At 27.7% G+C, this 24242-nt stretch carries 21 protein-coding genes and 1 pseudogene; 5 read left to right on the top strand and 17 right to left on the bottom strand.

What is annotated here, in order from left to right; all coding sequences use genetic code 11:
• Positions 1-239 precede the first annotated feature (239 nt).
• The 5 genes from K7H06_RS07030 to K7H06_RS07010 form a co-directional block, all read right to left on the bottom strand.
• Positions 240-2042: a DUF2326 domain-containing protein gene (locus K7H06_RS07030; protein WP_223039170.1), complete on the bottom strand. Its 1803-nt coding sequence runs from the start codon at positions 2040-2042 to the stop codon at positions 240-242.
• Positions 2039-2275 carry an ABC-three component system middle component 8 gene (locus tag K7H06_RS07025; protein WP_223039169.1) on the bottom strand — a complete coding sequence of 79 codons (237 nt, stop codon included), beginning with the start codon at positions 2273-2275 and terminating at the stop codon, positions 2039-2041. The genes K7H06_RS07030 and K7H06_RS07025 overlap by 4 nt, the downstream gene beginning before the upstream one ends.
• 5 nt (positions 2276-2280) lie before the next feature.
• Positions 2281-2814 (bottom strand): ABC-three component system protein, encoded by a 534-nt coding sequence (locus K7H06_RS07020; RefSeq protein ID WP_223039168.1) that lies wholly within the window; start codon positions 2812-2814, stop codon positions 2281-2283.
• Positions 2804-2986: a hypothetical protein gene (locus K7H06_RS07015; protein WP_223039167.1), complete on the bottom strand. Its 183-nt coding sequence runs from the start codon at positions 2984-2986 to the stop codon at positions 2804-2806. The genes K7H06_RS07020 and K7H06_RS07015 overlap by 11 nt, the downstream gene beginning before the upstream one ends.
• Positions 2987-3409: 423 nt before the next feature.
• On the bottom strand, positions 3410-4339 hold the full coding sequence (locus K7H06_RS07010) for a hypothetical protein (protein WP_223039166.1): 930 nt from the start codon (positions 4337-4339) through the stop codon (positions 3410-3412).
• Positions 4340-4721: 382 nt separating this feature from the next.
• Here K7H06_RS07010 and K7H06_RS07005 point away from each other — a divergent pair, with 382 nt between their 5' ends.
• Complete coding sequence (locus tag K7H06_RS07005) at positions 4722-5234, top strand: peptidase (protein WP_223039165.1); 513 nt, start codon at positions 4722-4724, stop codon at positions 5232-5234.
• A 54-nt stretch (positions 5235-5288) separates the two neighbouring features.
• Positions 5289-6971, top strand: a complete 1683-nt coding sequence (locus K7H06_RS07000; RefSeq protein ID WP_343216816.1) for a recombinase family protein — start codon at positions 5289-5291, stop codon at positions 6969-6971.
• On the opposite strand, the pseudogene K7H06_RS06995 reads toward K7H06_RS07000, so the two are convergent.
• Together K7H06_RS06995 and K7H06_RS06990 are read right to left on the bottom strand one after the other, a co-directional pair.
• A pseudogene (locus tag K7H06_RS06995) lies at positions 6949-7368 on the bottom strand (ATP-binding protein); the annotation flags it as partial. The gene K7H06_RS07000 and the pseudogene K7H06_RS06995 sit on opposite strands and share 23 nt — an antisense overlap.
• Before the next feature lie 230 nt (positions 7369-7598).
• Positions 7599-9275 (bottom strand): recombinase family protein, encoded by a 1677-nt coding sequence (locus tag K7H06_RS06990; RefSeq protein ID WP_223039162.1) that lies wholly within the window; start codon positions 9273-9275, stop codon positions 7599-7601.
• Between the two features lie 234 nt (positions 9276-9509).
• Between K7H06_RS06990 and K7H06_RS21510 the strand changes: the two genes are divergently transcribed.
• On the top strand, positions 9510-9881 hold the full coding sequence (locus K7H06_RS21510) for a DUF5658 family protein (protein WP_223039161.1): 372 nt from the start codon (positions 9510-9512) through the stop codon (positions 9879-9881).
• Between the two features lie 127 nt (positions 9882-10008).
• On the opposite strand, the gene K7H06_RS06980 is transcribed toward K7H06_RS21510, so the two are convergent.
• The 9 genes from K7H06_RS06980 to K7H06_RS06940 form a co-directional block, all read right to left on the bottom strand.
• On the bottom strand, positions 10009-11346 hold the full coding sequence (locus K7H06_RS06980) for a hypothetical protein (RefSeq protein WP_223039160.1): 1338 nt from the start codon (positions 11344-11346) through the stop codon (positions 10009-10011).
• Positions 11347-11694: 348 nt separating this feature from the next.
• Positions 11695-12642 (bottom strand): hypothetical protein, encoded by a 948-nt coding sequence (locus tag K7H06_RS06975; RefSeq protein WP_223039159.1) that lies wholly within the window; start codon positions 12640-12642, stop codon positions 11695-11697.
• A gap of 109 nt (positions 12643-12751) precedes the next feature.
• On the bottom strand, positions 12752-13912 hold the full coding sequence (locus K7H06_RS06970) for an SH3 domain-containing protein (protein ID WP_223039158.1): 1161 nt from the start codon (positions 13910-13912) through the stop codon (positions 12752-12754).
• A gap of 251 nt (positions 13913-14163) precedes the next feature.
• The gene (locus K7H06_RS06965; RefSeq protein ID WP_223039157.1) at positions 14164-14424 is read right to left on the bottom strand and encodes a hypothetical protein; all 261 of its coding nucleotides are present in this window, start codon (positions 14422-14424) and stop codon (positions 14164-14166) included.
• A 22-nt stretch (positions 14425-14446) separates the two neighbouring features.
• On the bottom strand, positions 14447-15424 hold the full coding sequence (locus K7H06_RS06960) for a hypothetical protein (RefSeq protein WP_223039156.1): 978 nt from the start codon (positions 15422-15424) through the stop codon (positions 14447-14449).
• A gap of 44 nt (positions 15425-15468) precedes the next feature.
• Positions 15469-16650: an HNH endonuclease gene (locus K7H06_RS06955; protein WP_223039155.1), complete on the bottom strand. Its 1182-nt coding sequence runs from the start codon at positions 16648-16650 to the stop codon at positions 15469-15471.
• A 344-nt stretch (positions 16651-16994) separates the two neighbouring features.
• The gene (locus K7H06_RS06950) at positions 16995-17537 is read right to left on the bottom strand and encodes a hypothetical protein (protein ID WP_223039154.1); all 543 of its coding nucleotides are present in this window, start codon (positions 17535-17537) and stop codon (positions 16995-16997) included.
• Entirely contained in the window at positions 17518-18426 is a 909-nt protein-coding gene (locus K7H06_RS06945) for a hypothetical protein (RefSeq protein ID WP_223039153.1), read from the bottom strand. Before K7H06_RS06945 ends, K7H06_RS06950 begins: the two co-directional genes overlap by 20 nt.
• A gap of 333 nt (positions 18427-18759) precedes the next feature.
• The gene (locus K7H06_RS06940) at positions 18760-18927 is read right to left on the bottom strand and encodes a hypothetical protein (protein WP_223039152.1); all 168 of its coding nucleotides are present in this window, start codon (positions 18925-18927) and stop codon (positions 18760-18762) included.
• Positions 18928-19790: 863 nt separating this feature from the next.
• Between K7H06_RS06940 and K7H06_RS06935 the strand changes: the two genes are divergently transcribed.
• A complete protein-coding gene (locus tag K7H06_RS06935; protein ID WP_223039151.1) occupies positions 19791-20141 on the top strand; it encodes a DUF4274 domain-containing protein in 351 nt (116 codons plus the stop codon).
• Positions 20142-20802: 661 nt separating this feature from the next.
• A complete protein-coding gene (locus tag K7H06_RS06930; protein ID WP_223039150.1) occupies positions 20803-21435 on the top strand; it encodes a recombinase family protein in 633 nt (210 codons plus the stop codon).
• Positions 21436-22119: 684 nt separating this feature from the next.
• Here the strand turns inward: K7H06_RS06930 and K7H06_RS06925 are convergent.
• A complete protein-coding gene (locus tag K7H06_RS06925; RefSeq protein ID WP_223039149.1) occupies positions 22120-24222 on the bottom strand; it encodes a hypothetical protein in 2103 nt (700 codons plus the stop codon).
• Positions 24223-24242: the final 20 nt, after the last annotated feature.

The raw sequence follows: 24242 nt of genomic DNA, 5'->3' as shown, positions 1-24242 counted from the left end.
CCTGCTACATTTTTCATAATCCTTCTATCCACATCTCCATAATCCGTAATTCTAAACTTACATACATCAAAATACATCTTTATACATTTTACACGTATTCTTTCGTGAAATTTGTCATTTAAGGTCGATTTTCTGGAATGTTTTATATAAAAATAAAGGTGACTTTGTGGATCACCTTTTTATATCTATCAAAATATTTTTTCACACAAACTACAAAAGCTAGAATCCTCAATATTATACTAAAATTCCATTTCAAATAATCTTCCAGCATTATTATCTTCATCAGTTAATATTAATGCAATTTGTTCTGCATTAAACTTATATTTTTCTCCATTTTTCATAGTAGGGATATCATCTTCAATCATTGTTAATATAATCTGCAAATTATATTCCTTGCATACTTCATTAAGCAGTTCCAAATAATTAAGTTTTTTTCTATTATCTAAGCTCTCCAAGCTACCATCATGATAAACAAAACGATAAAAACTTTTATTACTATAATGAATTAGAAGAGCTAAATCAAAGCATACACATAAAATTTTTTTATATGTATTTCCTTCCCCTTGAGAAGTACTTTCTTCTTTATTAAAGTCTGCTATTTCTGCATAAAATTCAACATTACCTTTTTTATTCGGTGTTATAGATAATATTCCTTTTCTATTTATAATCTTGATTAATAACTGATTAAACAATAGCCTAATATTCCTATACTCTTTATTTCCATTTTGGATTTGATTTTGTATTTTCTCTGTTTTATCAACAATCTCACCAGATAAATCCTTTAATTGTTCATTAATATTTTTAATTACATCAATATTGTCAATTTTACTTTTAAGATCAGATATTTCTCTTTCAATTTGTATCAATTCTGCTTGATAATTTTTAAATTTTTTAAAAGAATCTTCTTCTTTTAAAAATGCTAATTTTTTCTTTCTCTCCTCATTTAATTCTATCAATTTCTTTTCCACTTCTTTAATTAGTGCTTCTTTTTTTATTAACGATTCCTTTAAGTACTTACTTCTTTCACTTGTAATTTCATTGTTAAATTTTACAAGTTCTTCATAGCTTTTTTTCAACTGACTTGGAAAATATATGTTTACTTCCTTAAAAATTTTTTCCACTGTTTTTAAATTAAAATTTATTCCAATATTAAGACCTTCTTTAATTCTTTCAATATCATATTTCAAATTATACACATCTGTATTTAATTTTGCAATTTTACTTTCAAGTTCTTCTACCAAGTCCTTACTGATTCCTTGCTCTTTTAAGTAAAAATCAAATTCATCAATTAACTTTTGTACTTCATTTTTTTCTTGTTGCTTTATATCAATTAGCCCATTAATTTTGTCTAATTCAGCAGTATTAATAGAAAATTTTTCTTTTATCTCATTTGCTATCTTTTCTTGTTCATTATATTTATCTTCGGATTCATACTTTTGATAAATAAACGAACCCTCAAAGCCTAACAACTCAAACAAAAAAGGTTTCCAATTAATGTCTCTACCTGCAAACTTATTCAAATGAAAAACATTTCCATAGTCAGCTTGAGTTCTTAAAAAATAATTAATTGTCTGTCTATATCCATATTTCTCTAATACGTTAAATCCTAAATAACTATTCAAAATACTCTTTGCATTCTTATCTGGTATTTTACTATTTATTGATAATTCCTCATGATCCCATTCAATTAAATGTACAAATTTTTGATAACATTCTTTATGTAATTTAAAAGAAACTCTACTACTTCTTTGAACAGATCTTTTAATTGTTAGAAACTTACCACTATTTAATTTGATTTCTAAAAAAAATTCATACTCTAAAAATTTATTTCTATGTTTTTTGAAAATATGCTTCTTGTTGCTAGAAATATCTTTTAATAACATAAAATCAATTATCTCTATTAATGTAGTTTTTCCTAGATTATGTGTGTCTCTATCTCTGTCATACGCCTTAGTTACTTTACCTAATATAATATTTAAGCTTTCATTGAATTTTATTGTTTTAAAATTATTTTTATTTGAATACAATTTCATTAATTTCATTCTATCAGCTCCAAAGTATCTGATTCTTTATAATAGTTTATTTTACCTAGAAGAAATAAAAAACTTATTGCTGGCATAAAAATATATTTCATATTTTCTCCATTTACTCTATATATAGCCTCATATAACTCATTGTATGTCATTATACCATTTATTTGTAATTGTTCGATAATCATACTACTGATATTAATAACACAATTATCCAAATTTAAAAACTTATGTGGTTTAATCAATATTATCATTCCTCTTTACACTTTTTTCCTATATCACAATTACAATACATATAATGTAGAAATACCCAAATAATTCCTTTCTCCGACTTTATTTCTTTTTTATTTCTTTTAAAAATATAGTCATACAAATCTTCAAATATTTCTTCAAAATATTCATAATATTTTCTTCTAATAGTAATTTTATGCTTCAATTCTCCCACAGTGCCTTGGTACATTTCAAGATATTCTACATTTTTAGGATCTTTTAAAAAAGTGTCTATTTTAGCAAAGTACTCCATAAAATCTTCTTTTATTATTTCAAAATAATCTTCTGATAATCCATTTATTTCATTTTTCTCTTCAAGTGGTATCTTTTTCATATCATCTATATTTCCATCAATATAATTTATATTTCTTGAAAAATAAATTATAACATCTTTTATATCTTCTTCATAGAATGTTAGTGCTTTTCTATGCTCTCTTAAATTAATATTAATAATATCATGTCCAGCCTGTTGATTATGATCACCAGCTATATCCTGTTTATTACTATTTAACATTTTTTATATCTCTCCCAGCTTGCTGATTAAAACTTCCACCTTTTATAATTTGTTTATTTCTTTTAACAGAGTTATCATCTTTTAGTTTTCTTTTTATCACTGTTCCTCCAATAAACAAACCTATTATAGAAGCTACTCCAGCAATAATGCCAAATAATTCTATTCCTGACATCCTTAAAATCCCCCTTTTTCATTTGTTCAAATATATACCATTTTGTCCATTATTTTGTATTATAGGTGTTATATACAAATAGTATATTTTCTTTTTAAAAATAATACAATATCAACACTGATTTATTTTGCTTCAGAATAATATGTATAATAGATACGATTACATGTATTTAATATCTCTTTTATCTTTAACTATGGTGTTTTCTTCATATATACCTTATTTTGCACAAGACAATATAGTTACATCTGATTCTACTCCCATTATAAAACTTCACTTTCTTCGCATTGGTCAAGGATATTATGTTGATTCTATTCCAAAATAGCTGCACAATAAATAATTTATATAAATACATCATCATTAGAATAATTTTTTTAACAATATTTTTATTCGAAAAAAATACACGTATGCACTTCGAATCAAAATTTACTCTTTTTTTCTTTTCCAAATTATTCCTAACCATGTTAAAATCCCAGTCATGTAAGTTATTATATCCGAAACAGTTCCAAGAACATTTTTAAAATAGAATAATACTCCAAAAAAAAACGTAGCCAAAACCATAAGTACATATGTATTTGAAAAAGTACTCTTTATTCGCATAAAAATAAATTTTTTATTTTCATCACCAAGAACACTTTCTAATTCTTCAATTTCTTTTAACATCATATTCAATTTTTTTAATTCACATTCTCTTTGAATATTCAGATGTTCCAATAACATTTGCTTATTCTGATCGTCTTTTGTAATTAAATCATAAACATTATATCCATATAATGTAATTAAGATATTAATAAACTCAATTGCTTTAGGTTCTCCTTTCTCTTTATCTTTTAGGAGAACAATTATCTTTTCTCGTAATACTTTTCTTATCTTATCAAGTAAACACAACTCCTCTTTTCTCTGTTCAAAAATAAATACATTTTTTAAATTCTTAGAAATAATATAGAGTTGATGTAAAATTATCATTCTTATTCTTTTTAATTTTATAAAATAAATCTTTCTTATCCATTCTGGTTTACTTTCAATACCATCTATCTGTTTTAAGAAAAAATATAAATAACCAATAATTTTATCACCTATGGATAAATCAGATAATGGATCTTTTGAATCTGCATATACCATAAAAATTACTGAAGGAAAAATAAGAATAGACGATCCTAATATATACATTCCACTATCATCATAATTCCCTGTTTTAACTCCTAAACACAACCCTAAAACAATAAAAACTATTGCTAGACACCCAGTAATAAAAAATATTCCTAATGAAATAATTTCTGTATTAACTTTTCTATTTATTTTCTTTTCTTTTGTTTTGTTCATAATGAAATTATAGTATATTTCCATATTAATCATTTTAATCTCCTTTTTCTCTGGTAAAGTAATTATTTCAGCATATCAATAATTATTCTACACGACAACTTATTGAAAATTTGTCTAAATGTGTCGTATCAAGCTTATTTTACAGCTATAACCTATTAAATTTTAATCTGTACTTATGTAATAATCTTTTTTATCGAACATATGTTCTATTTTGCAAATACTTTCGTATTTCTTAGCTTTTTAAAGAAAATCACCCTTAACAGCTTCTCACACCAAATTACCAAAATTTACACATATCTTTTTCTCTGATAATATTATTTCAAATTTATAATTCATGAAAAATCTTCCTTTATGTTCATGATTAACTTTAAATTCAGCTTTAACTTTAAAAATCTAATACCTGGAGATATAAATTATGATCCCAACAGATAAATTAGAAACTATTATAATTAAATGTGAAATTATTAAAGAATTTATGCCCCTCCCTCCTTCTGTTCTTGGATATTATTACTCTGATGGAGATTACTCTCTAATCTTGATAGCCGAAAAGATTAGAAATAATGAAAGATTGTATAGAATAGTACTTGCCGAAGAAGTTGGACATTACAGGACTACTATAGGAGATATAACACCAAGAAGATATATGTGCTACAGCGACAGAATAAATGTAGATAAAAAAGAGCTCTTAGCTTTAAAATGGGCTACAAATTTCTTAATCCCTACCAATATGCTCATTTCCGTTATTAAACAAAGAATAGCAACTACCTTTCATGATCTTGTAAATTATTTCTTCGTTACCGAAGAATTTCTTATTGAAAAATTTAAATTTATGGCAAAGGAAAAGTCAACTTGGGCTATCGATGAAAAAAGAATGCTATATCTTGGTAGCTTACCATCAATATTTATTTATAATAAAACAACCGATTAGGACATTATTCCATATATTTATATACCTGTTTTGACGTATAATATAATGTAGGAGGTGAAACTTGTGGCAACAGCAGCTATTTATGCTCGTAAATCTAAAGCAACTGAAAAAGGAGAATCTATTGAGAATCAAATTAGTAGGTGTAAATCTTTATGTGAATTAAGAGATTGGGACTACATTATATATCAGGATTACGATATATCCGGTAAAACTTTAGATAGACCTGGCTTTGCTCAAATGATGCAGGATGCAGAAAAAGGTAAATTTAATTCAATCGTATGTTACAAACTTGATAGAATTTCTAGATCTGTAAATGACTTCTCTTCTCTTATAAATGAATTAGATAATATGGGAGTCAGTTTTATATCTGTAAAGGACAATTTTGACTTAAGCAGCCCTTTAGGTAAAGCAATGATGTATATGTCTAGTGTATTTGCTCAACTAGAAAGAGAAACAATTGCTGAAAGAGTTAGAGACAACATGATCGATAGAGCTAAAATGGGAAAATGGAATGGTGGGCCTGTTCCCTATGGTTTTGATGTTATAAAAGAAACTACTAACACCAATGGTAGAAATAAAAAAGCATCAAAGCTAATCATAAAAAATGATGAAGCTGAAATTGTAAAGCAATTCTATGAGTGGTATTTAGAATTCGAAGGATCTATTAGAAACAATGTCACTAGAGCAAATTCTTTTGAATACTCTTATAAAACTAAAAATAATTCCACCTGGGCCCATAATCAAATGTCAAGAATGCTTCAAAATTCCCTTTACTGTATTGCAGATAAAACTGCCTATGAATATTTTAAAAATCACACCAATATTCAAATAGTTAATTCAAAAAAAGAATTTGATGGTACCTATGGACTTATGTTTTATAATCGTAGAAAAGCACATAAAAGCACTTCTAGACAAAGAAGTAAAGAAGAATGGATATTAGTAATTGGAGAGCATCCAGGAATCATTCCCGGGGAAATGTATAAGAAAGTACAAATGAAGCTAAAATCTAACAAAAATCACGCTCCACGTACTGGTAAAAGTGAAAAATCTCCACTTGTAGGTTTAGTACGCTGCGGTAGATGTGGTTCTGCTATGTCTGTTTTCAGTTCAAAAAAATCTAGTACTAAAGAAAAAGGATACTTCAATTATTTTAGATGTCTAACGAGAGAGCAAAAATCCAAAGTATTGTGTGATAATAACAACGTCAGAACTGATGTATTAGAAAATATCATTATTGATTATATCAAGGAAATATGCAATGATAAAAAATTCATTACAGATATATTAGAAAGCACTAACGATGAATTAGAAACTAAGCGTGTACCCCTTATAGCAAAAAGAAATAAAACTCAAGCTGCAATAGATAGTCTTGAAAGTGAAATACAAAATCTGGTTAATGCACTTGGAAAAGGTACTCTTCCTGAAATCATAATACAAAAAAGATATAGAGACCTTGAAAAACAGAAAAAGGACTATAACAAGCAACTTTTTGAAATTGAAAATGAATTAGATTCGAATTACACAGAAACATGTAATATGGATGTGTTTATAAAATCTATTGAAGAGTTTAGAGATACATATGAATATCTTGATTTTAATGACAAGAAAAAACTATTGAGAAGTATTGTAAAAAAAGTTAAGGTTGATAAAGAAAAGGTTACATTAACTCTATATTTCTCACCTCAAAATAAAAAAGACCACGCGCTTTGCTTACGCATGCACAAGGATTCATGCTAGCCACTAAAATAAATTTAGACGGATAAGTAAGAGTTGTATTCAGTCTTGAAATAGTCACAACCTCATCCTCCATAGGCTGACGTAGCATTTCCAAAACACTTCTTTGGAATTCAGGAAGTTCATCTAAAAACAATACCCCATAATGAGCAAGGGACACTTCTCCTGGTTTAGGAACTCTTCCGCCACCTACTAGTGCAGTACTTGAAATAGTATGATGCGGAGATCGGAAAGGTCTTACCTCCAAGAGGGACTCATGATCAGTTAATTCGCCTGCAACACTATATATTTTGGTAACTTCCAACATTTCTTCATAAGTCATAGCGGGAAGTATTGTAGGGAATCGACGAGCAAGCATTGTTTTCCCTGACCCAGGTGGCCCAATCATTAGTGTATTATGATACATTAACAAGTATTATTAAATGTACTCTATTTATATTAATTTTACTATATTAGGTGCATTTCATCTATTCTTCCGTATCACAGCTTAATACCTTTTTGTCTCATATTTTTCTTCGTTATCATCTGAATTTTATCTTTATATAATGTGAAAACTCGACCATCTCCTATTTAAATTATATTATCAATCATTATCTTACCCATTGCATCTGTATAAAATTAGTTATAAATTTAAATAGTATTTGTTAAAGTTATTTCTAGGGCTTTATTTATACTATTAAACTCAAATTTGAGTATAATAGTCTTATTGTCTCGTAATACATCATCACCAAATGCATAATTCTTATTTGCTCTTCCAATTTCTATTCTTTTAATTTCATTTTTTAGTAATTTTTCACTGGTCATCTCTTTTTTCCATTCGTAATCTTCTAATTCCATAATATATTCATTCTTATTTTTTATAAGCTTTTCCAATTCTTGTTTATTCATACATAAGCGATTTAATTTTTTTTCAATATTTCTTCTTTTCTCAGAGAGTTCTTCACTCATTTTATCCAATACATCTCTGCTCACTTTTTCTTCAAGATACAATTCTAAAATTTTACGTTCCTTTTCTTGAATTTCTTTCAATTCATTTTCTACTCTATTCTTTTTTTCTTCATTAACCTCTCTATTAAGTCTCTCTTCTAATATATCCAACTCTTTCTGTGCACTTTCTATTTCGTACTTTCTATTATTTGCAAAATGTTGATAGTATCGTGTATTAGACAATTCTTCAAGTACTTTCTGTAGCTTTTTTTCAGAAATATTAATATTATTGCATACTTCTGTTCCTTTTGTTTTCTTGGTTCCACAATTAAAAAACACTCTTCCTCTATCTCTATTTTTCGTATACGCATGACCACAATTAGCACAAAAAATTTTGTTTACGTAATCACTTTTACCATAGTACACACCCTTTTGATTTGTGTAACTGATTTTACTTTCTCTAATCATTTGACACTTGTCCCAAAGTTCTTCTAAAACAATAGCAGGTATTATACCTTTATGCATAACCCATTCCTCTTTTGGTCTTAATTTAGGAGTAACTCTTTTATCAACAAATAAAACCCCTGTATCATATTTATTTCTAACTAACCAACCTTTATATTTTTCATTTTGAAGTATTTTGCTAATTGTACTTTTTGAAAAAGGTCTATCACGTCTAGTTCTATATCCTAGTTCATTTAATTGACTAATTATTCTTCTTATGCCTATTCCTTTTGCATACTGTTCAAATATATACCTTATAACATTTGCTTCTTCTTCAATAATTTCAAGTTCATATTTACTCTTTTTTTTGTAGCCATACAATCTTGAATTTGCCATTATTACTCCTTTTTCCATTCCTGCTAGAATACCAAATCTAATTCTATCTCTCTTTTCCTTGCTCTCTCTTTCATCAACTGCTAAAAACATATTTATAAAAAAATCGTTATTTGAGTTTTCTGTTGATAAGTTTTTATCTAAAAACTCAACATATACGCTTTTCTCTCTTAACCTTCTTAACAAGCTAACAACTTCAATATTTCTAGCAAATCTACTTGTATTTTTCACAAGTATCTTATTAAATTTAGGTTCTCTATCACTTAATTTTAAATTGAGTGATATTTTATCTTTTTTATTATGCTTATATTGTAATTCCTCAACGTCTATTCCTGCATCATGTATCATTTGTAAAAATTCTTTTCTTTTTTTCATTGATGTTGCACTTAATCCTTTGTCAGCATATATGCCAACTAATTCATAGTTTCCAAGTTCATGTGTTTTGTTTTGAAAATAATCTAATTGGTTTTCATAACTATTTAATTGGTCTTCACCATCTGTAGATACTCTACAGTAGGCACAAACTTTAATTTTTTCTTCCATATCGAGACCTCCACTGACAATGTATTCTAAACTAATTATAGTACATCGCCAAGTATAGAACAATATCAGTGTTTAACTTGTTCCTGTAAAAAGCATCATCAAAATTACACATAGAAAAATAATATTAACCTTTACAAATTAATATTAAAAATAAATATACTATCTATTGTATTAAGTACACCTTTATAGGAAATAATCAAGACTATCCAACTATCAGTGGAAAGGGTCTTGATTATGAAATTTGCACGTATATACATCCAGCCTAAGAAAATAACCTCTTCTAATCTTCTTTTATCCTTTATATACACCGCTATGTTAGGTGACTACATCCTTACCTATCTAGGTATTCATACTTTTGGGGTTATAGAAGAAGCAAATCCTCTTATGGTAAGTGTCATAGCATTACCTTTTGATAGAGGACTTTTGATAAGAGTATTAACCTCACTTATTCTTGTTCTTATGCTGAAGTATGTAGAAAAGGGATTAGAACCTAAGCCTTATAGGTTCATTTTATCAATAGTTTTGCTAATCCAAGCATTCCCTTATGCTATGCATTTAATGTGGATATGTAGGTATCAGATATGCATTAACATTCTACTACAATAATAAAAGAAGGTAACCTATAGTTCCTTACCCCAAACTACCTTGTATTCAATGAAACTAGTATTTTATTTGCTATATTTTTTACCTAAAAATCCACCTAATTATCTAAACAAAATTAATGAATTCCATTTTAAAACTCACGTTTAATTAAGCCACTAAAATTAGCAAAACAAGGAACTGTAGGAAAATTTGGAAATTCTATTCCTTTAAACTTGTTTAACTCTAGTAAAATTCTTTTAGGCTTCTTTAAATGTTCATAAAACAAAGGAACAAAATATATTCCTCTTTTAATTAAACTATGGTAAAACCTTATCTTTTCATTGGTTTTTTTCTCATACGGAATAAGATGAGTATCTAACCAACCAAAATATTCAACAATTATTTTTCCATTTACTAACCAATCTGGAATATAAATTCCGTTTCTATTCTTATTATATATCTCTATTGGCTCTCTTTTATGTGGTATATTATATTGATGAAAAAAATTATCAATAATTAGCTCTGCTTCACTATCAACATTTTCACCTTCTCTAGTTTTCAAGTTCTTTTTTGCTCTTATTGTACACTCCCTTAATATATCTTTCCATAATCCAGGGCGACGAATCATCATTGCTTCTTTAATTTTCTCTAAATCATTTGTTTGATATTTGATACAATGTTCAATAAAATCTTTCAAACTCATGTTATATAGTTCTAAATATAAATTATTAAGAGCTATGATTTTATTTTTATTTGATACTAAACATTGATTACCATATAAATTTTTAATCTCACTTAAAGCTCTATTTAAAGCTTGTTTTTCTTCTTCAGTATTTGTTTTTGGTTTTTTAAGAAAGTCAAAAACATTGATAGTGTGAGAATGCTTATTTACTTCATTTGCTAAATAAATAAATTTGACCCACTCTAATGTATTTTTTCCAATAAATTTTTTCCCATATTCTTTTTTCATGTCTTCGATTCGCTTATCTTGCTTAATTAACAATCGTTTTATTTCATCGTTCAAATCATCTAAATACCAACGTTCTACATAACGTCCGTCAATATCATGTTTTATTAATTCTTCAATTGTATATAGTTCATTTGCCATTAGGCTTCTCCCTATCCTATTTTCCAATTCAGTCAAATAAAAATTTTCTAATTTATAAACACCTTTTTCAATTTTAACCATTTGTTTGTCGTAATTATCTATATGCTCAAGAATGTAAGATGTTAAACATTCTCTCGGTTTTATATAGTTGACCTTGTCTCTTAATAAGCTATTTAGCTCTCTTGAATAATGACCTTCATTTAAATCTTTACTTAATATCCAATTTAAACTGCTCCGCCAATATTTGTGTCCTGTTATTATTTCAAAAATCATTTCCAAATCTTTTAGTTGTGCTTCTTTTACTTCAACAATTCTTCTATTTATATTCTTAGCAGATGTTATTTTTTTTAATAAATTTTCATCTATCTGTTGATTAATCATTATCGTCACTCTCTTTTGATTTTTCATAATATTTTTAATATGTTTTCATTAAATCTCTATTAACAATACTTAACATGATATGTATGATTATATAACAGCTTATTAATTTAACATTATTTTTTGTATTCAGTCCTTTAATAACCTATGTAATCTTTTCAACCTATGTTAATTGTTTACTTATATTGCTACTTTTTCTTAATTAGAGAAATAAAAAAACAGGGTTTCCCCTGCTCTTCTCAATTACAAATACAATCTATAATATTTTTATTTTATTTCCACTATACTTCATATATGTTATTTCTCTAAGTTACGTTTTTAATGTGTGTATGAAATACACTATCTATCAAATTATTTATAATAATCCAATGAAAAACTCATTTTTTCAACGTTTACTATTGAGTCGCTTTTAGCTCTTTTTAAAAATTCCGGACTCCATTGTGAATTTGGTAACCATCCTAACTCATAATTTTGTTGTAGATGAAACGCTTTTCCAACCAACATTATATTCTTAATCAATTGACTGATTGTATAAATAATGGCAGCACGAGAATCATATTCTATCCATATTGTTTCTCTAGCCCACATATATCTAATTTCATTCTCTATTCGTGCAATATAACGTAATGAATCTCCGTTTTTTTGAATTTTCCCTTGTTCATCTCCGAGAGTAAATCCTGTTTCTTTCGGAAAAATATACAGCCCATGTTTAAAAGTATTATAATCATAAGTTTTTAATAGTTCAGATGCACTCCACGACACCCATTTCTTTAACCCCTTTATTCCATCTATACCAATTCTATCTTTCCATTCTTTTATCCCTGTAAATACAAAACTAATTGTACCATTAGTATCTAATTCATTATTTAAGTAGCCAAACTTTTCATTACTAAGTTTTTCAATTTCTTCTTTGAATTTGCTTTGTGATATCTTTGCTAATTCAATCCATGGACATTTAGCTAATCTAGCATGTACGATAAATATTCTTATAAACGTTTCTAAACAATGATAATAGGTCATAGCTAATTCCATTTGTGCATATTTTTTTATATTTTCTAGTTTTATATTTTTATTCTCAACCTTGTACTCTGCACCTTTTACTTTTATATCTTTATCTTTTAAAAACTCTTTATATTCTTCTCCATTAGATAATAATAACATTAAGTTAGTTAATTTTAAAACATAATAATCATCTGCAAAACCATCATAAAATTCTTCATTTAATTTATAAAACTGTTCCTTTGCTAACTTATAATTAGCAGACAGTTTATCTTTTCTCTTATTATTTCTTCTTACCACTATTTCCACCCCATTTTTATGTAATTACGGCAATTTCCATTGTATATTTACATGAGGAATAAAGTCATTATTTCAATGATTAATATCGACTATCTCAGTCAATTTTATATTAGTCAAATCTTTTTATGTATCTAGTAAATACCCATCCTTTAACATAAACATTGCCATCCTCACTTTTATATTCAATTTGTGTCCAATTTTTTTGCTTATTTATTATTCTAACTGGCTGTCCTACATGTAACTTATAAATAACTCTAGATTTTTTAGTTCCTTTCATTCTAACATTTAAACAATCAGCGCTCACAAATCTATAATCTTTTAATATTTCTTTCTTTAGCTCTTCATCATCAACTCTATTATGTATTTCTTTTTTTACTTCTTTTTTGATTGCTTTTTTTTGCATCATGATATTATTACTTTCTATTAGTCGATGCTCACCAATTGTTTGATTAATCAAATTATAAACGGAATTATTATAAGCACACTGAATCGGGCTATACATGAAAAATATTATCATAAAACAAACTAAAGGATGTGCTTTTTTAAAACAATTAACAACTCTCATAATTCTCTCTTGGATTGAAATATCTTCTTCTAGAAAGTAACTGACTCTTTGTACAGTATCATTTAAATCCATTATTTCACCTGTATAGGTCATCGTTCCATTTCTATCTATATCAACATCTTCAAAGTTTAATTCATTTATTTCTGCTAATTTTTCAGTCATTACACTCTTTAAAGGTTGAAATGCTACCCCTAGAGTCTCTAAACCTCTTGTAGCACTTTGAACACTTAGTGCTATATCTCTTAGCTTGTTTTGATTCCTCGTTATATTTTCTATAGCTGATGCTCCTAATCCTAAGTGTTCAAATCTTTCTGCAATCCCTTGAAAACCTAATACCATATCTCTTATCCTATTTTGATTCTTTATTATATTCCCTACTACTGATGCTTCTACCCCTATGCTCTCCAATCCTCTTGTAGCACTTTGAACACTTAGTGCTATATCTCTTAGCTTGTTTTGATTCCTCGTTATATTTTCTATAGCTGATGCTCCTAATCTGTGTTTCTCAAACCTTTCTAAAACACCTTGCGCACCTAGTCCTATATTCCTTATCTTCTCTTGGTTCTCTATCATTTTTGAGATAGCTTGTTTTCCCTCTAATTTATATGATTTTTCTATTCGTTCTTCCTTTTTATCACTTCCACATTTCCAGCAAACGTCACAGTTTTCATCATTTTCTTCTTTGCATTTTTTACATTCCCACATAAAAAGACACACTCCTATTCTTCTGTATTATCCAATGCACAGCAGTCTTCATTTCATCTGCAATCATAATTTCAACAAGAAATATTTCCCATTTTGCTCTTTTGATTTTACCTTTTTTTATCATAATAGTCAATTTACTCTAAACACTAGAATTATATAGTATAGCTCTACCTCCTCTGGTTTCTTGAATTCATAAATAAAAACAGGTCAATTTTTTATCAACCTGTTAATCATCAAATAAAGTTATTATATCATTTCCATTTATCTCCCTTATAATCTTGCACTAGTCTATATTTGCCATCTCCTAAAGATACAAAATATTTCTTATATGTAAGACTATGTTCCAGTGATGAACCATTGGCTAAACAAACATTTAAATAATTATCTGTTACTCCCCACTTTCTCTTTTCCACAAATTCTCTTACTTCATTTATTGAAAATGGCTCTAATATCATTCCTATATTTACTGCCCCAACGATTTCTCTATTTAACCCTCTTCCGTATTTAGGCATACTATTATCCCCCTATTAATATTTAGTCTTCATCTAACAAAACGCTATTTAAATCTATTCTTTGAAATCCATATTTTTTAGAAATTTTGTCATTTATAAGTTCCATAATGTCTTTTGAAATTTTTAAATATTCTTCTACTTTTTTATCTGTTACTTCAACTTTTTCTCCTTCTTTTATCTTTAATTTTTTTGCATTACCACCCCCTATAAGCTTTATCGCTCTCTTGTTATACACTCCTCTATTGTGAATTAACATATTACGTTCAGCATTAAATAATCTAATGCTATCGAATAATAATGAGTTTTTTTCTTTGAAATCTAAATAATTTAAAAGTTTATTTATTTTTTCATTCACTCCTGATACAGTTTTGCTAAGCATTACATTGATAGCAAGCTCTTTTATATCATCATTATTAAACTGTCTAACCTCTTTATAAGGAATTGATATATTTTCATTATCTAAAAATCTGCTATCATACATACCTATAACCTTAATTATATCTGCAATATATTCATCTAGAATAGTATACAAGTTAATTAAACACATTTTATTATGAATATATTTTTGTTTTAAATACAACTTAGCCAAAATAGCAATTTCTTCAATAAAAAAACAATCATTTTCTTTTAAATTTTCAAACACAGGGTATTTTTCAATAATTTGTGTAATAATAGATTCTTCTATATACATATAATCATTTATCTTCTCTGCATTCTCTAATAAAAAAAATTCTTCATTCACTAATTTATTATAAATCCATTCAATATCTTTTAAAGAAATTTTATTTTCTATAAAAATATTAAATATTTTCTTCTTTTTATAATCTAATTTGTCTAAATCTACTGCTCCGAACTTTGTTATATTGGAGTGATTATTCCTATAAAAATCTAATGTGTCTATTTCTTTCTCAAATTCATCTTTAATTTTATCCATGTCAAAATTAATTCCCCATTCATAAAAATCTCTACCTTCAAAAAATTTTCCTTTATTTTCATTCATATTTATTCTCCTTATGCGCACTAGATAACAGTATATTCTTAAATTTATCTTTTATTCCTTTTAATCAATTCAGCAAGTTCCTTCACAGAAAGTAAAGGTTTTCTATGTATCATCTTGTGACAATTACTACAAAGCATAACAATATCCTCTATTCTTGTTTTTTCTCCTTCTTTCATTTCAGATACCAACTTTTTATGGTGTCCCTCTATAAAATCCTTACCCCTATCTCCATATACTTGTGTAAAATCAAATGTACATGCTTCACAAAATAATCTTCCATCATGTTCTCTTGCAAACTGCTCTTTAGCTTCCTTTATCACTTTCTGGTTTCTTTCAATTACTCTATGTATTCTATAAGCCTTCTTTCCTTCTGGATACTCTTTTGCTTCATCTTCATCATCTACGCTATCAGTTTCAGCTAAATGGTTAAAAATAAAGTAATTTAAATCAATACCAACTTGTATAGTGAATTGTCCTTTAGGAGCAGGAAACACTTTTTTAAATTCTTCTTTCAAATCTTTTCTAAATCTTATACTCTGAAGCTCTACATCCTTACGTGATTGATTTTCATATCTATACTCTGCCTCAAAAATCTTGTTATTAAATAGCACTTTAATTTTTCTTGCTTTCCCTCTTTTTACATAATACGGAGATTCTACAGGATTTAAAAGTGAATGAAACTCTTTCTCTATTCTTACACCATCCGTATATTGTGATGTTCCAACATTTTTTAATATTTGGGGCAAATCAGTATTTACAGTAAATACCTCCAAATTAGGTGACAAATTTTTTTCATCAATATTAACATTAAGAGTTTTTTGAATAAAAGTTTCTATTGATTTATCAACTTTAATAACCGAACGCAATCTAGCAGGTTTTTTTATTAAATACTTATCAAAACTCTCATATGGTATTTCAGCATTTATAATTCTTTGAGATTTTTCAACATCAAACTTTATGTGTATTCTTTTATTATCATCATTTTTACTTAGTACAATTGCGTAGCCCACAAGCCCATATCCACTACCATAAATATATACCTTATCATCAACTTCAATATCTGAATACTTTTGACTAATCCCCCACCATGCTTCTTGTTTTATTACATTATTCCTAATAATTTTTATAAAATTATTTGTTATTGCATCAATTTCGCTACCATCTTTAAGAATAAATGTTCCTGCTGTTTCTTCTTTTTTTGTTAAAGTATATAGCCAAATGCTCATGTTGTACTCCTTTACTAATTAATTATTTTTTCTCTATTTTTTCAACCGCTCTTGGTTTCAATTTAATCACTATCTTGATACAGAAATTTATCCTACTTTCTCAATCTTCCTTATTTTACCTTTTTCTCGCTTTATCGTCAATTTTAATATAAGTCTGTGAAAGTAAAGGTGCTATACTTTCATTTAATTAAGTAACTCTTTTAAAATAGCACTAAAAAAAGCAGACTTATTTGTCTGCACTACTAATCAATCACTTAGATAAATTTCCTAAGATATATTAGAATATTAACCTATACCTCCCTAAAAAAACTTATTAATACTACTACTCTTTTCAATCAGTAATATTAACTACTCTTTTTTTCTTTATTTCGTTTTGATAGTTGATAAGAAATTTTAATTAAATCAAATATTGTCTGTGTCAAATCATACATAGCATATAAGGTTAATAATACAAAACTCAATTTTGAGATTAATATAAGCTCATCTTTCGATATAATCTTCATTGGAAATTTGACTATTGGAATATCAATATTTCTCAATAATATTAAAATAAAGGCTATCAAGATACAATAAAAAATAGCAATTACATCTTCTTTTAGTTCATTCAATAATTCAAATATATCCTCTTCATAATTACTGTCTTCATCGTTTTGTTGAACAGCATCAACTATTGTATTAGCAATTTTTTCATAACTAGAATAAATCAACGCCAATGATGTAATAGCAAATCCAAAAAAAATCCCAATAAAATTTAGAACAAATGTATCCTCTAGTATATTTGTATCAATAATAGTATATAAATTATTATGTACTAGAAAATAAGATGCGATAAATACAATTATAATAGGAACTATAGAATATATCCCTTTAATCATCTTTATCTTCATCTTTTTTTCTTCTATTCTTTTTTATAGGTTTGCTTTTTCTAAGCATTATTTCTTCTAAGCTAATAACCTTCCCTTTTATAATTTCATTTACTTTATCATTATTTTCTTCTACATTTTCATTAATAGTAACCGTTTTAACATTTTTTTCATTATTACTCTTTATTATTTGTCTCTTGCCATCAAAATAAGATTTTAGTTCCCAACTTCCTCCCCCACCAACAATATATTTTATAAAGTCATTAATGTTATCTTTGGTAATAAGTAATTGCCCTTTATCACTTATTAGTTTGAACTGCATTTGATTATTATTATATTTTTTTGACAGAAATTTTAATATCTTGTTAGCTTTTAATCTCCCTCCAAATAGATTAGGTGAATTTAACTTTAATGTTAAGCTGTATATTTCCTTTGAGTTTTCTATATATTTCCAAAATTTATTTTCATAGGTTATTTCTTCAACCTTGAAATAATATCCTTCTTTTATAATATGTACCTCCACAAATTTTTGAAATTTAGCCTTTACTTCATTAACATCTTTAAATATAGAAGTATTTCTCTCAATTAGAATTATCTGATAATTTGTATCCATAATGATATACACATACGGATAATTATCCTCTTCTACATTATCATTTATATCCTCTTCTGTAGGATTATGCTTAGTTAATAGTTTCTGTTTCCCAAATTTAAACAAGTATACTCCTTTTTTTATTTCCCTAATAAAATACAGTATTCCATTTCTTTTTCCTAACGGCAATTTCTTAAAATTTTGTTTAGTTCCATATACGAAATTATTGATTACTTCTACCTTGTTTGGATTTTTCATCAAACTTTCTTGCTCTGTTGGAATTACAAAATATCTTAATCCATAATATGTTTGACCACTCATACAATCAATCTCCTATTATAATTTTTATTGCCATGCTATTTTTTGCATATTTTCATATGTTGTATAATAATAAGTTTGCCTTTGATTTCATTATTTTCTCTTTATCTATTCAATTACTAAATTAGTGGTATATATAATTTTTACCAATATTACTATTTTCTACAATATGCATCAAATTCCTTTTTATTTTTATAAGATATTGTCTCAAATATTTTCAATTCTAGTATTATAAATAGATGTGCTACACTGATATATGTTATTTATGACTTTTCATTTCATAATACATACATCCACATCTTCAAATAAGCATAAAAAATAGGAACTCAATTGTTCCTATCTAGAAAGTCTTTTATCATTTATTTTTTCACTTAGTTCTTTCAACTCCTCTATCATTTTCATTAATTCCGTATCTTTCCTATCTTCTAGTAATGCTTTTTTCTCTATTATCAATCTAAACAAAGCTAATGAAATTAAATCTAATTCATTTTTGCTCAGCTCCATAATAAGCCCCCCCTAACGCTCCACCAAAAGTACAAAAATTAACGCTTCTACAAAAGAGAAACGTCTAAGTAAAAAAGTTTATCCATAATTGATACTCCAAGATATCCACCTACAGTGGCAGTATCTTATATAATAAATTATATCATATTCTAGTTTAAATATTCAGTAATTTACTTTTCTAAAAATGATTCATCCTTAAAGCAACATAGATTCTCCGCTCCAATCAATAATCTATTTATAAAACATATCCTCAAAGGATAATATGATACATAAAAATAGCAACAGAACTTGCTTCTCTTGTAGTCGTTCTGGTCGAAACAAAAGAGATTCTAAAAGGTAGAAAACTAGAAAATCAAAAGATTGAACTAGAAATAAAACTTTTAGAAATCGAAATACAAGAAAAACAAGTTCAACAGGAAGAAGGGGATTAAACCTTCTTCCTCCCTCACCAATATTATACCACAATATTTGGAAAATTAATTAACAAAGACGAATGCTTACTATATAATAAAGATATTAATAGTATTATAAAATAACAACGGTTTTCAGTGAATTTTTAAAAGCTCCTCTCCATGAGCAAGAAACACTTTGCTCTTCAGAAACATAAGCCTCTCAATGACTTAAAGAAGCAATATGTCGTTTATAAGATTTATCATACCCAACATGTTAATTTATACAGCAATCGTCTTGAGGACTGGATAAACCGAAGATTTAAGGGTCTTATTACAAGTATATAGATAATTATCTAAATTGGCTAAGATTTATAGAAATTACCCGTGATATGGACAAAACACTCACAAGAAAACGCTACTTACAAATGTAGAGCTGTTACGTCCTGTATAATTACAAATCTTGGAGGTACTATGTGTAATATAAGTCAAATGAACAACAAGCAACTTGATTTACTAATTGAAAACTATAATTGGGACAATGGATTTAAATTACCTTCTGCTGTAACAAACAACGAAAACTGTGAATTGGCAACAGCCTTAAAAGTATTCTATTTGGCAGACGGTTTTAGTTACTTATCAGATTCAACAAAACCATCTATCTATCTGATGGATTGGTATAATTTTGTATCAAACCTCTATAACAGATTACTAGAAGGTATTTACTGCTATGGGGAACTTCACTATTCAGTTCCATTGACAAAAGTGCAAATCTATAGGCTAAAAAAGGCGAATATTCCTTTGGTTTTCTTAACAGATGTGTAAAACTATTTAGCCACAATATTTACGAAAACCACCTATCTTTAAAAAGATAGAGGTCTAAAGTAAGAACTAGAAAATTTAGTTCTTTAATTAGACCTTTATTATTTCAATACTTTTCCTGTAAGATAGTGCAATAAAGCTACTCCCCCAAATACAAATCCAAATACAGTAACTACCGCTGCAATAAATACCCCCATAGTTTCACCGCCTTATGATTTATAACATCATTCCTTATATAATTATATTATATAGTACCTTTATATTTTTTACTATTCAATATCTATTTGTATAGTTCCTAACAAAATCAATACACCCTATTGATATACCTAAATAGAACACATCTGCATCCAGCCTCCTGTTACAATACTTCGAACGACTCTCTCTAAATCCAAAACCCTACAACCGTTGTAAATACTTAATTTCATCGATTGCAAAAAAGTTATTCGAAAGTCACTCGAACAAAAAATTATCTAAAATGTGCTAGATACTTAAAATTCCATTTGCGTTCACAAAGGTATACTTTTAAACCTTCTAAAAAAGATACCCTTATTCAGTTCGTAATAGTATCATTATCAATTATTGAACGTTCATATTGTTCTATTGACTTTTATGGACTATTTTTATACAATATTGTTATAAATAGTATTTGAACGGAGGGACAATCATGAAAATAGGATACATAAGAGTAAGCAGTAAAGACCAAAATGAAGATAGGCAATTGAGCAAACTGAAATCTTTAGACATAGAGGAAAGATTCATCTTTATAGACAAAGCAAGTGGCAAGAATTTTAATAGACCACAATATCAAGCAATGAAACAAGTTATAAGAAAAGGTGACTTGATATACATAGATGCATTAGACAGATTAGGAAGAGATTATGACGGTATTATCAGAGAGTGGCGACATATAACAAGAGAACTAAAAGCAGATATTGTAATATTAGAAAATAAAACTTTATTCGATAGCAGAAAGTTCAAATCAATGGGTGATATGGGAAAACTAATGGAAGACCAATTTTTAAGTCTTCTTAGTTATGTAGCTGAGCAAGAAAGGAAAAAGATAAGGAAAAGACAAGCAGAAGGAATTGCAATAGCAAAGGCAAACGGAAAACAGTTTGGTAGACCCAAAATTGGCTTAGATACATTGAGTACAGAACAAAGAAAAATATTACATGAAAACTATGGCAAATGGAAAAATAAAATTATCACAGGTGTTGAATTTATGCAGATGCTAGGGCTGAAAAAAACAACCTTCTACAAGATAATTAATAAATATCAACCACAAAACGTCAGCTAACATAGAGGATATCAATAGAACAGGCAATTGAGCCTGTTTTTTTCTATATGCAAGTATCTTAATGGCATAGGGGGTTATTAAACATTTATTCCTTGTTTGGCAACTGCCATATCCCCTCTAGCACATCCATCCCCACTAGCAGTGGAAAAATATATACGAAGCACAATTCTCTTGCTTTCATAAGTAGATTGTTTATCAAAAAAAACAAAGAAATACCTTGTTTTTAATTCTTGCACCAGCATGATGCTGGACAAGCCAAAGGCGCAGTACAGCTCATGATGTGTGCTAGAATTAAAAAAGGCTACGCCACAGATTTAGTCTAACAATGCACGACAGTGCATTGTGGACTCAATCTTGGTGTAGACTCCTTTTATATGTCTTTTTACAGTTTAACTATTAGCCAATAAATATTAGTCCTTTTAAATATATCTTTTTTAGATTTGATTTATACAAACTAATTAGCAAAATAACGCACCGCTATAAACTATACTATAGGAATACGTTGTGGGGTGCTTACGCCCACCCCACACCCTAGCGTGCGAAATGATGTTCCACTTCGTTCCACATCATTTACGCGGGGCAGTATTTTTGTATGTTTTTTAATAACTAATATACGTAAGTGTACAAAATTTCCATATAATATATAATCTATATGGAAATTTTGTACACTTACTTCCTATTCTTTTAAATGCCAATGTGCCTATATTTTATTTCTAGATTATTTTCTTTACAAAATTCTATCAGTTTTAAATGTTTTATAGTCTTTTTCCATGTATTTTGATTAGATAGTCCCTTAATCATTTTCTTTAAATACGCAAATTTAATCCCCTTTTCATCAATATGCCCTTCTTCTCGTAGCTTGTTGATTTCATTAGCATCATATAGAAGACCTTTTAAAAAATTAATCAGTCTATCTACAGGCTCTTCCTTTGTTTTTTTATCCTCACTATTTTCTTCTATCAACTTAGGATTATACTTTATTTTCCAATCATAAAGAATATTCACTTCTGGCATTGCCACTCTAATTAAGTGGTCTATTTTTTTATCACGATTAATTATATATATATCTGTGATTGGTGTATTTCCATCTTTGTTAATATTTCTACACTTTATTCTATTCATTGCTTGTACAACTGATGACGCTACAAGCCCTATCCTTACTTTCTCAAAATTTTCATCAACATATCTTCTTGCTCCTACATCATTTCTCATGGTTACTTCATCATATACTACTTTAATGTTTATTTTTTCTTTATCCTCATTTGCTAAATGATACAGAGGGTAATGATTATAAGAATAAAATGGTAATCCTATCATAAAACATGTATCATAATCATTCCAATCATTTTTTCCTGTGAGTTCACCAAAATGAGCAGTTTTTATTTTATCCTTTATTTTTCCATATACATAGCATTTTTCATTGATTGTATCAAAAGCTATCGCATTTAACCGTTCATTAAAGATTTTTTCAATTTCCATGGTATTAAATACCACCAATATCTTTTCTTTATACTGAGTTTTATCAATTACGTCAATGATTAGAGCATCAATAAAATTGCGAATTTCAGTATTTGAAGGAAATTTATCAATATCTTCTACAGTTTGTTTTGTGTGTTTTTCTATGTTTGCTTTACTCCCTGTGAAACCTGTATAAACATGAACGTTGGTGTTTGAATACTTCTTGACAGAAGGTAAACCTATCTTCTCAAAGTTTGGATTTATTTTATACAGATGGTTAATATCACTCGTAGCATCAAGTTGTGTTATGTAAAAATCTGTCCCTAAGTCAACCTTGCTATAAGTTATGAATTTCTTAACTTGACCGTCTTTTGCATTCCTTGCATTTACATATCCACCGTTTCTTAATAAACTGCTAAGCTTTCTATACTTATTTAGCTCTTCATAATAACGATTTTTATCTAGGTACTTAGCCAAAGTTTCATCAGTGGGTTCATCATACTTAAATGTTTCAAATATTAAAGTATTGACTTTTTTCTTAGTTTCTTCTGAAAATTTTTCCTTTAGCTCCTTAACAAATTTATTGTACAGTTTAAAAACTTCTTTATCTTCTGCCTCTGCAAAAACATATTCAATATCCATTATATCTTGATATGTTACATCTACTATCTTTACATTGGCTATTTCTTCATCAATTATTAATCTTCTTCTTTCAAATACTTCTCCATTAGCGTTTGTCCAATTAGTTATTCTAGAGGAACTTCCTCTACTAAGTAAAGATAATAATCCTTCATGCGTTAACACTACTACAGGATACTTTTGCAAATCATTTGGCTTTATCCAATTTTTCTTAATACCTGCATCATTTGCTTTTGAATGAAAAGCATATGCGACTTCTTTTCCAACTTTTTTATTAATTGCTTCAGCCGTTTTGTCACAGTCATCAGTTTGTAATCTAAGAATTATTGTCCCTCTAATGTAATCTATATTTTCAATATAACTTGTATCCTCACTTTGTAGATAGCTTATGCCATTGACTACAGCAGTCGATTTACCACATCCTGTGGGAAGATTTGTTAATGCTATTTTTTCTCTATTATTATGAAATAATATACTACTAATGGTTGACCTTAGTGCTTCAATATATTGAGGTCTTGATTTTACTTCATTTCCATGCTGTTGAAGCTCTAATGTTGTATTTTCTAATACAGTATTAATTGCTTTATTTTTTTGCTCTTGTGTTATTTGAGTCAATAGCTCATCATATGTCATTTTTATTACCTCTCTTGCTGTATTTTTATTTGCTTCTATTTTACCATAACTATACATAGAGATGAAAAAATCTCCAA

The organism is Crassaminicella profunda, from assembly GCF_019884785.1.
GTDB lineage: Bacteria > Bacillota > Clostridia > Peptostreptococcales > Thermotaleaceae > Crassaminicella > Crassaminicella profunda.
The sequence above is the reverse complement of the archived record's forward strand: the minus strand, read 5'-3'. Positions and strand labels throughout refer to the sequence as shown.

Bases quoted from the DNA above. Each gene is read 5' to 3' on its own strand.
- K7H06_RS21510 (WP_223039161.1), top strand. From the start codon at position 9,510: ATGAAATTTGCACGTATATACATCCAGCCTAAGAAAATAACCTCTTCT.
- K7H06_RS06970 (WP_223039158.1), bottom strand. From the start codon at position 13,912: ATGTGGGAATGTAAAAAATGCAAAGAAGAAAATGATGAAAACTGTGAC.
- K7H06_RS06930 (WP_223039150.1), top strand. From the start codon at position 20,803: ATGAAAATAGGATACATAAGAGTAAGCAGTAAAGACCAAAATGAAGAT.
- K7H06_RS07015 (WP_223039167.1), bottom strand. From the start codon at position 2,986: ATGTCAGGAATAGAATTATTTGGCATTATTGCTGGAGTAGCTTCTATA.
- K7H06_RS06980 (WP_223039160.1), bottom strand. From the start codon at position 11,346: ATGATTAATCAACAGATAGATGAAAATTTATTAAAAAAAATAACATCT.
- K7H06_RS06990 (WP_223039162.1), bottom strand. From the start codon at position 9,275: ATGGAAGAAAAAATTAAAGTTTGTGCCTACTGTAGAGTATCTACAGAT.
- K7H06_RS07030 (WP_223039170.1), bottom strand. From the start codon at position 2,042: ATGAAATTAATGAAATTGTATTCAAATAAAAATAATTTTAAAACAATA.
- K7H06_RS06960 (WP_223039156.1), bottom strand. From the start codon at position 15,424: ATGAATGAAAATAAAGGAAAATTTTTTGAAGGTAGAGATTTTTATGAA.
- K7H06_RS06955 (WP_223039155.1), bottom strand. From the start codon at position 16,650: ATGAGCATTTGGCTATATACTTTAACAAAAAAAGAAGAAACAGCAGGA.
- K7H06_RS07005 (WP_223039165.1), top strand. From the start codon at position 4,722: ATGATCCCAACAGATAAATTAGAAACTATTATAATTAAATGTGAAATT.
- K7H06_RS06965 (WP_223039157.1), bottom strand. From the start codon at position 14,424: ATGCCTAAATACGGAAGAGGGTTAAATAGAGAAATCGTTGGGGCAGTA.
- K7H06_RS06950 (WP_223039154.1), bottom strand. From the start codon at position 17,537: ATGAAGATAAAGATGATTAAAGGGATATATTCTATAGTTCCTATTATA.
- K7H06_RS06940 (WP_223039152.1), bottom strand. From the start codon at position 18,927: ATGGAGCTGAGCAAAAATGAATTAGATTTAATTTCATTAGCTTTGTTT.
- K7H06_RS07010 (WP_223039166.1), bottom strand. From the start codon at position 4,339: ATGATTAATATGGAAATATACTATAATTTCATTATGAACAAAACAAAA.
- K7H06_RS06935 (WP_223039151.1), top strand. From the start codon at position 19,791: ATGTGTAATATAAGTCAAATGAACAACAAGCAACTTGATTTACTAATT.
- K7H06_RS06945 (WP_223039153.1), bottom strand. From the start codon at position 18,426: ATGAGTGGTCAAACATATTATGGATTAAGATATTTTGTAATTCCAACA.
- K7H06_RS06925 (WP_223039149.1), bottom strand. From the start codon at position 24,222: ATGTATAGTTATGGTAAAATAGAAGCAAATAAAAATACAGCAAGAGAG.
- K7H06_RS07020 (WP_223039168.1), bottom strand. From the start codon at position 2,814: ATGTTAAATAGTAATAAACAGGATATAGCTGGTGATCATAATCAACAG.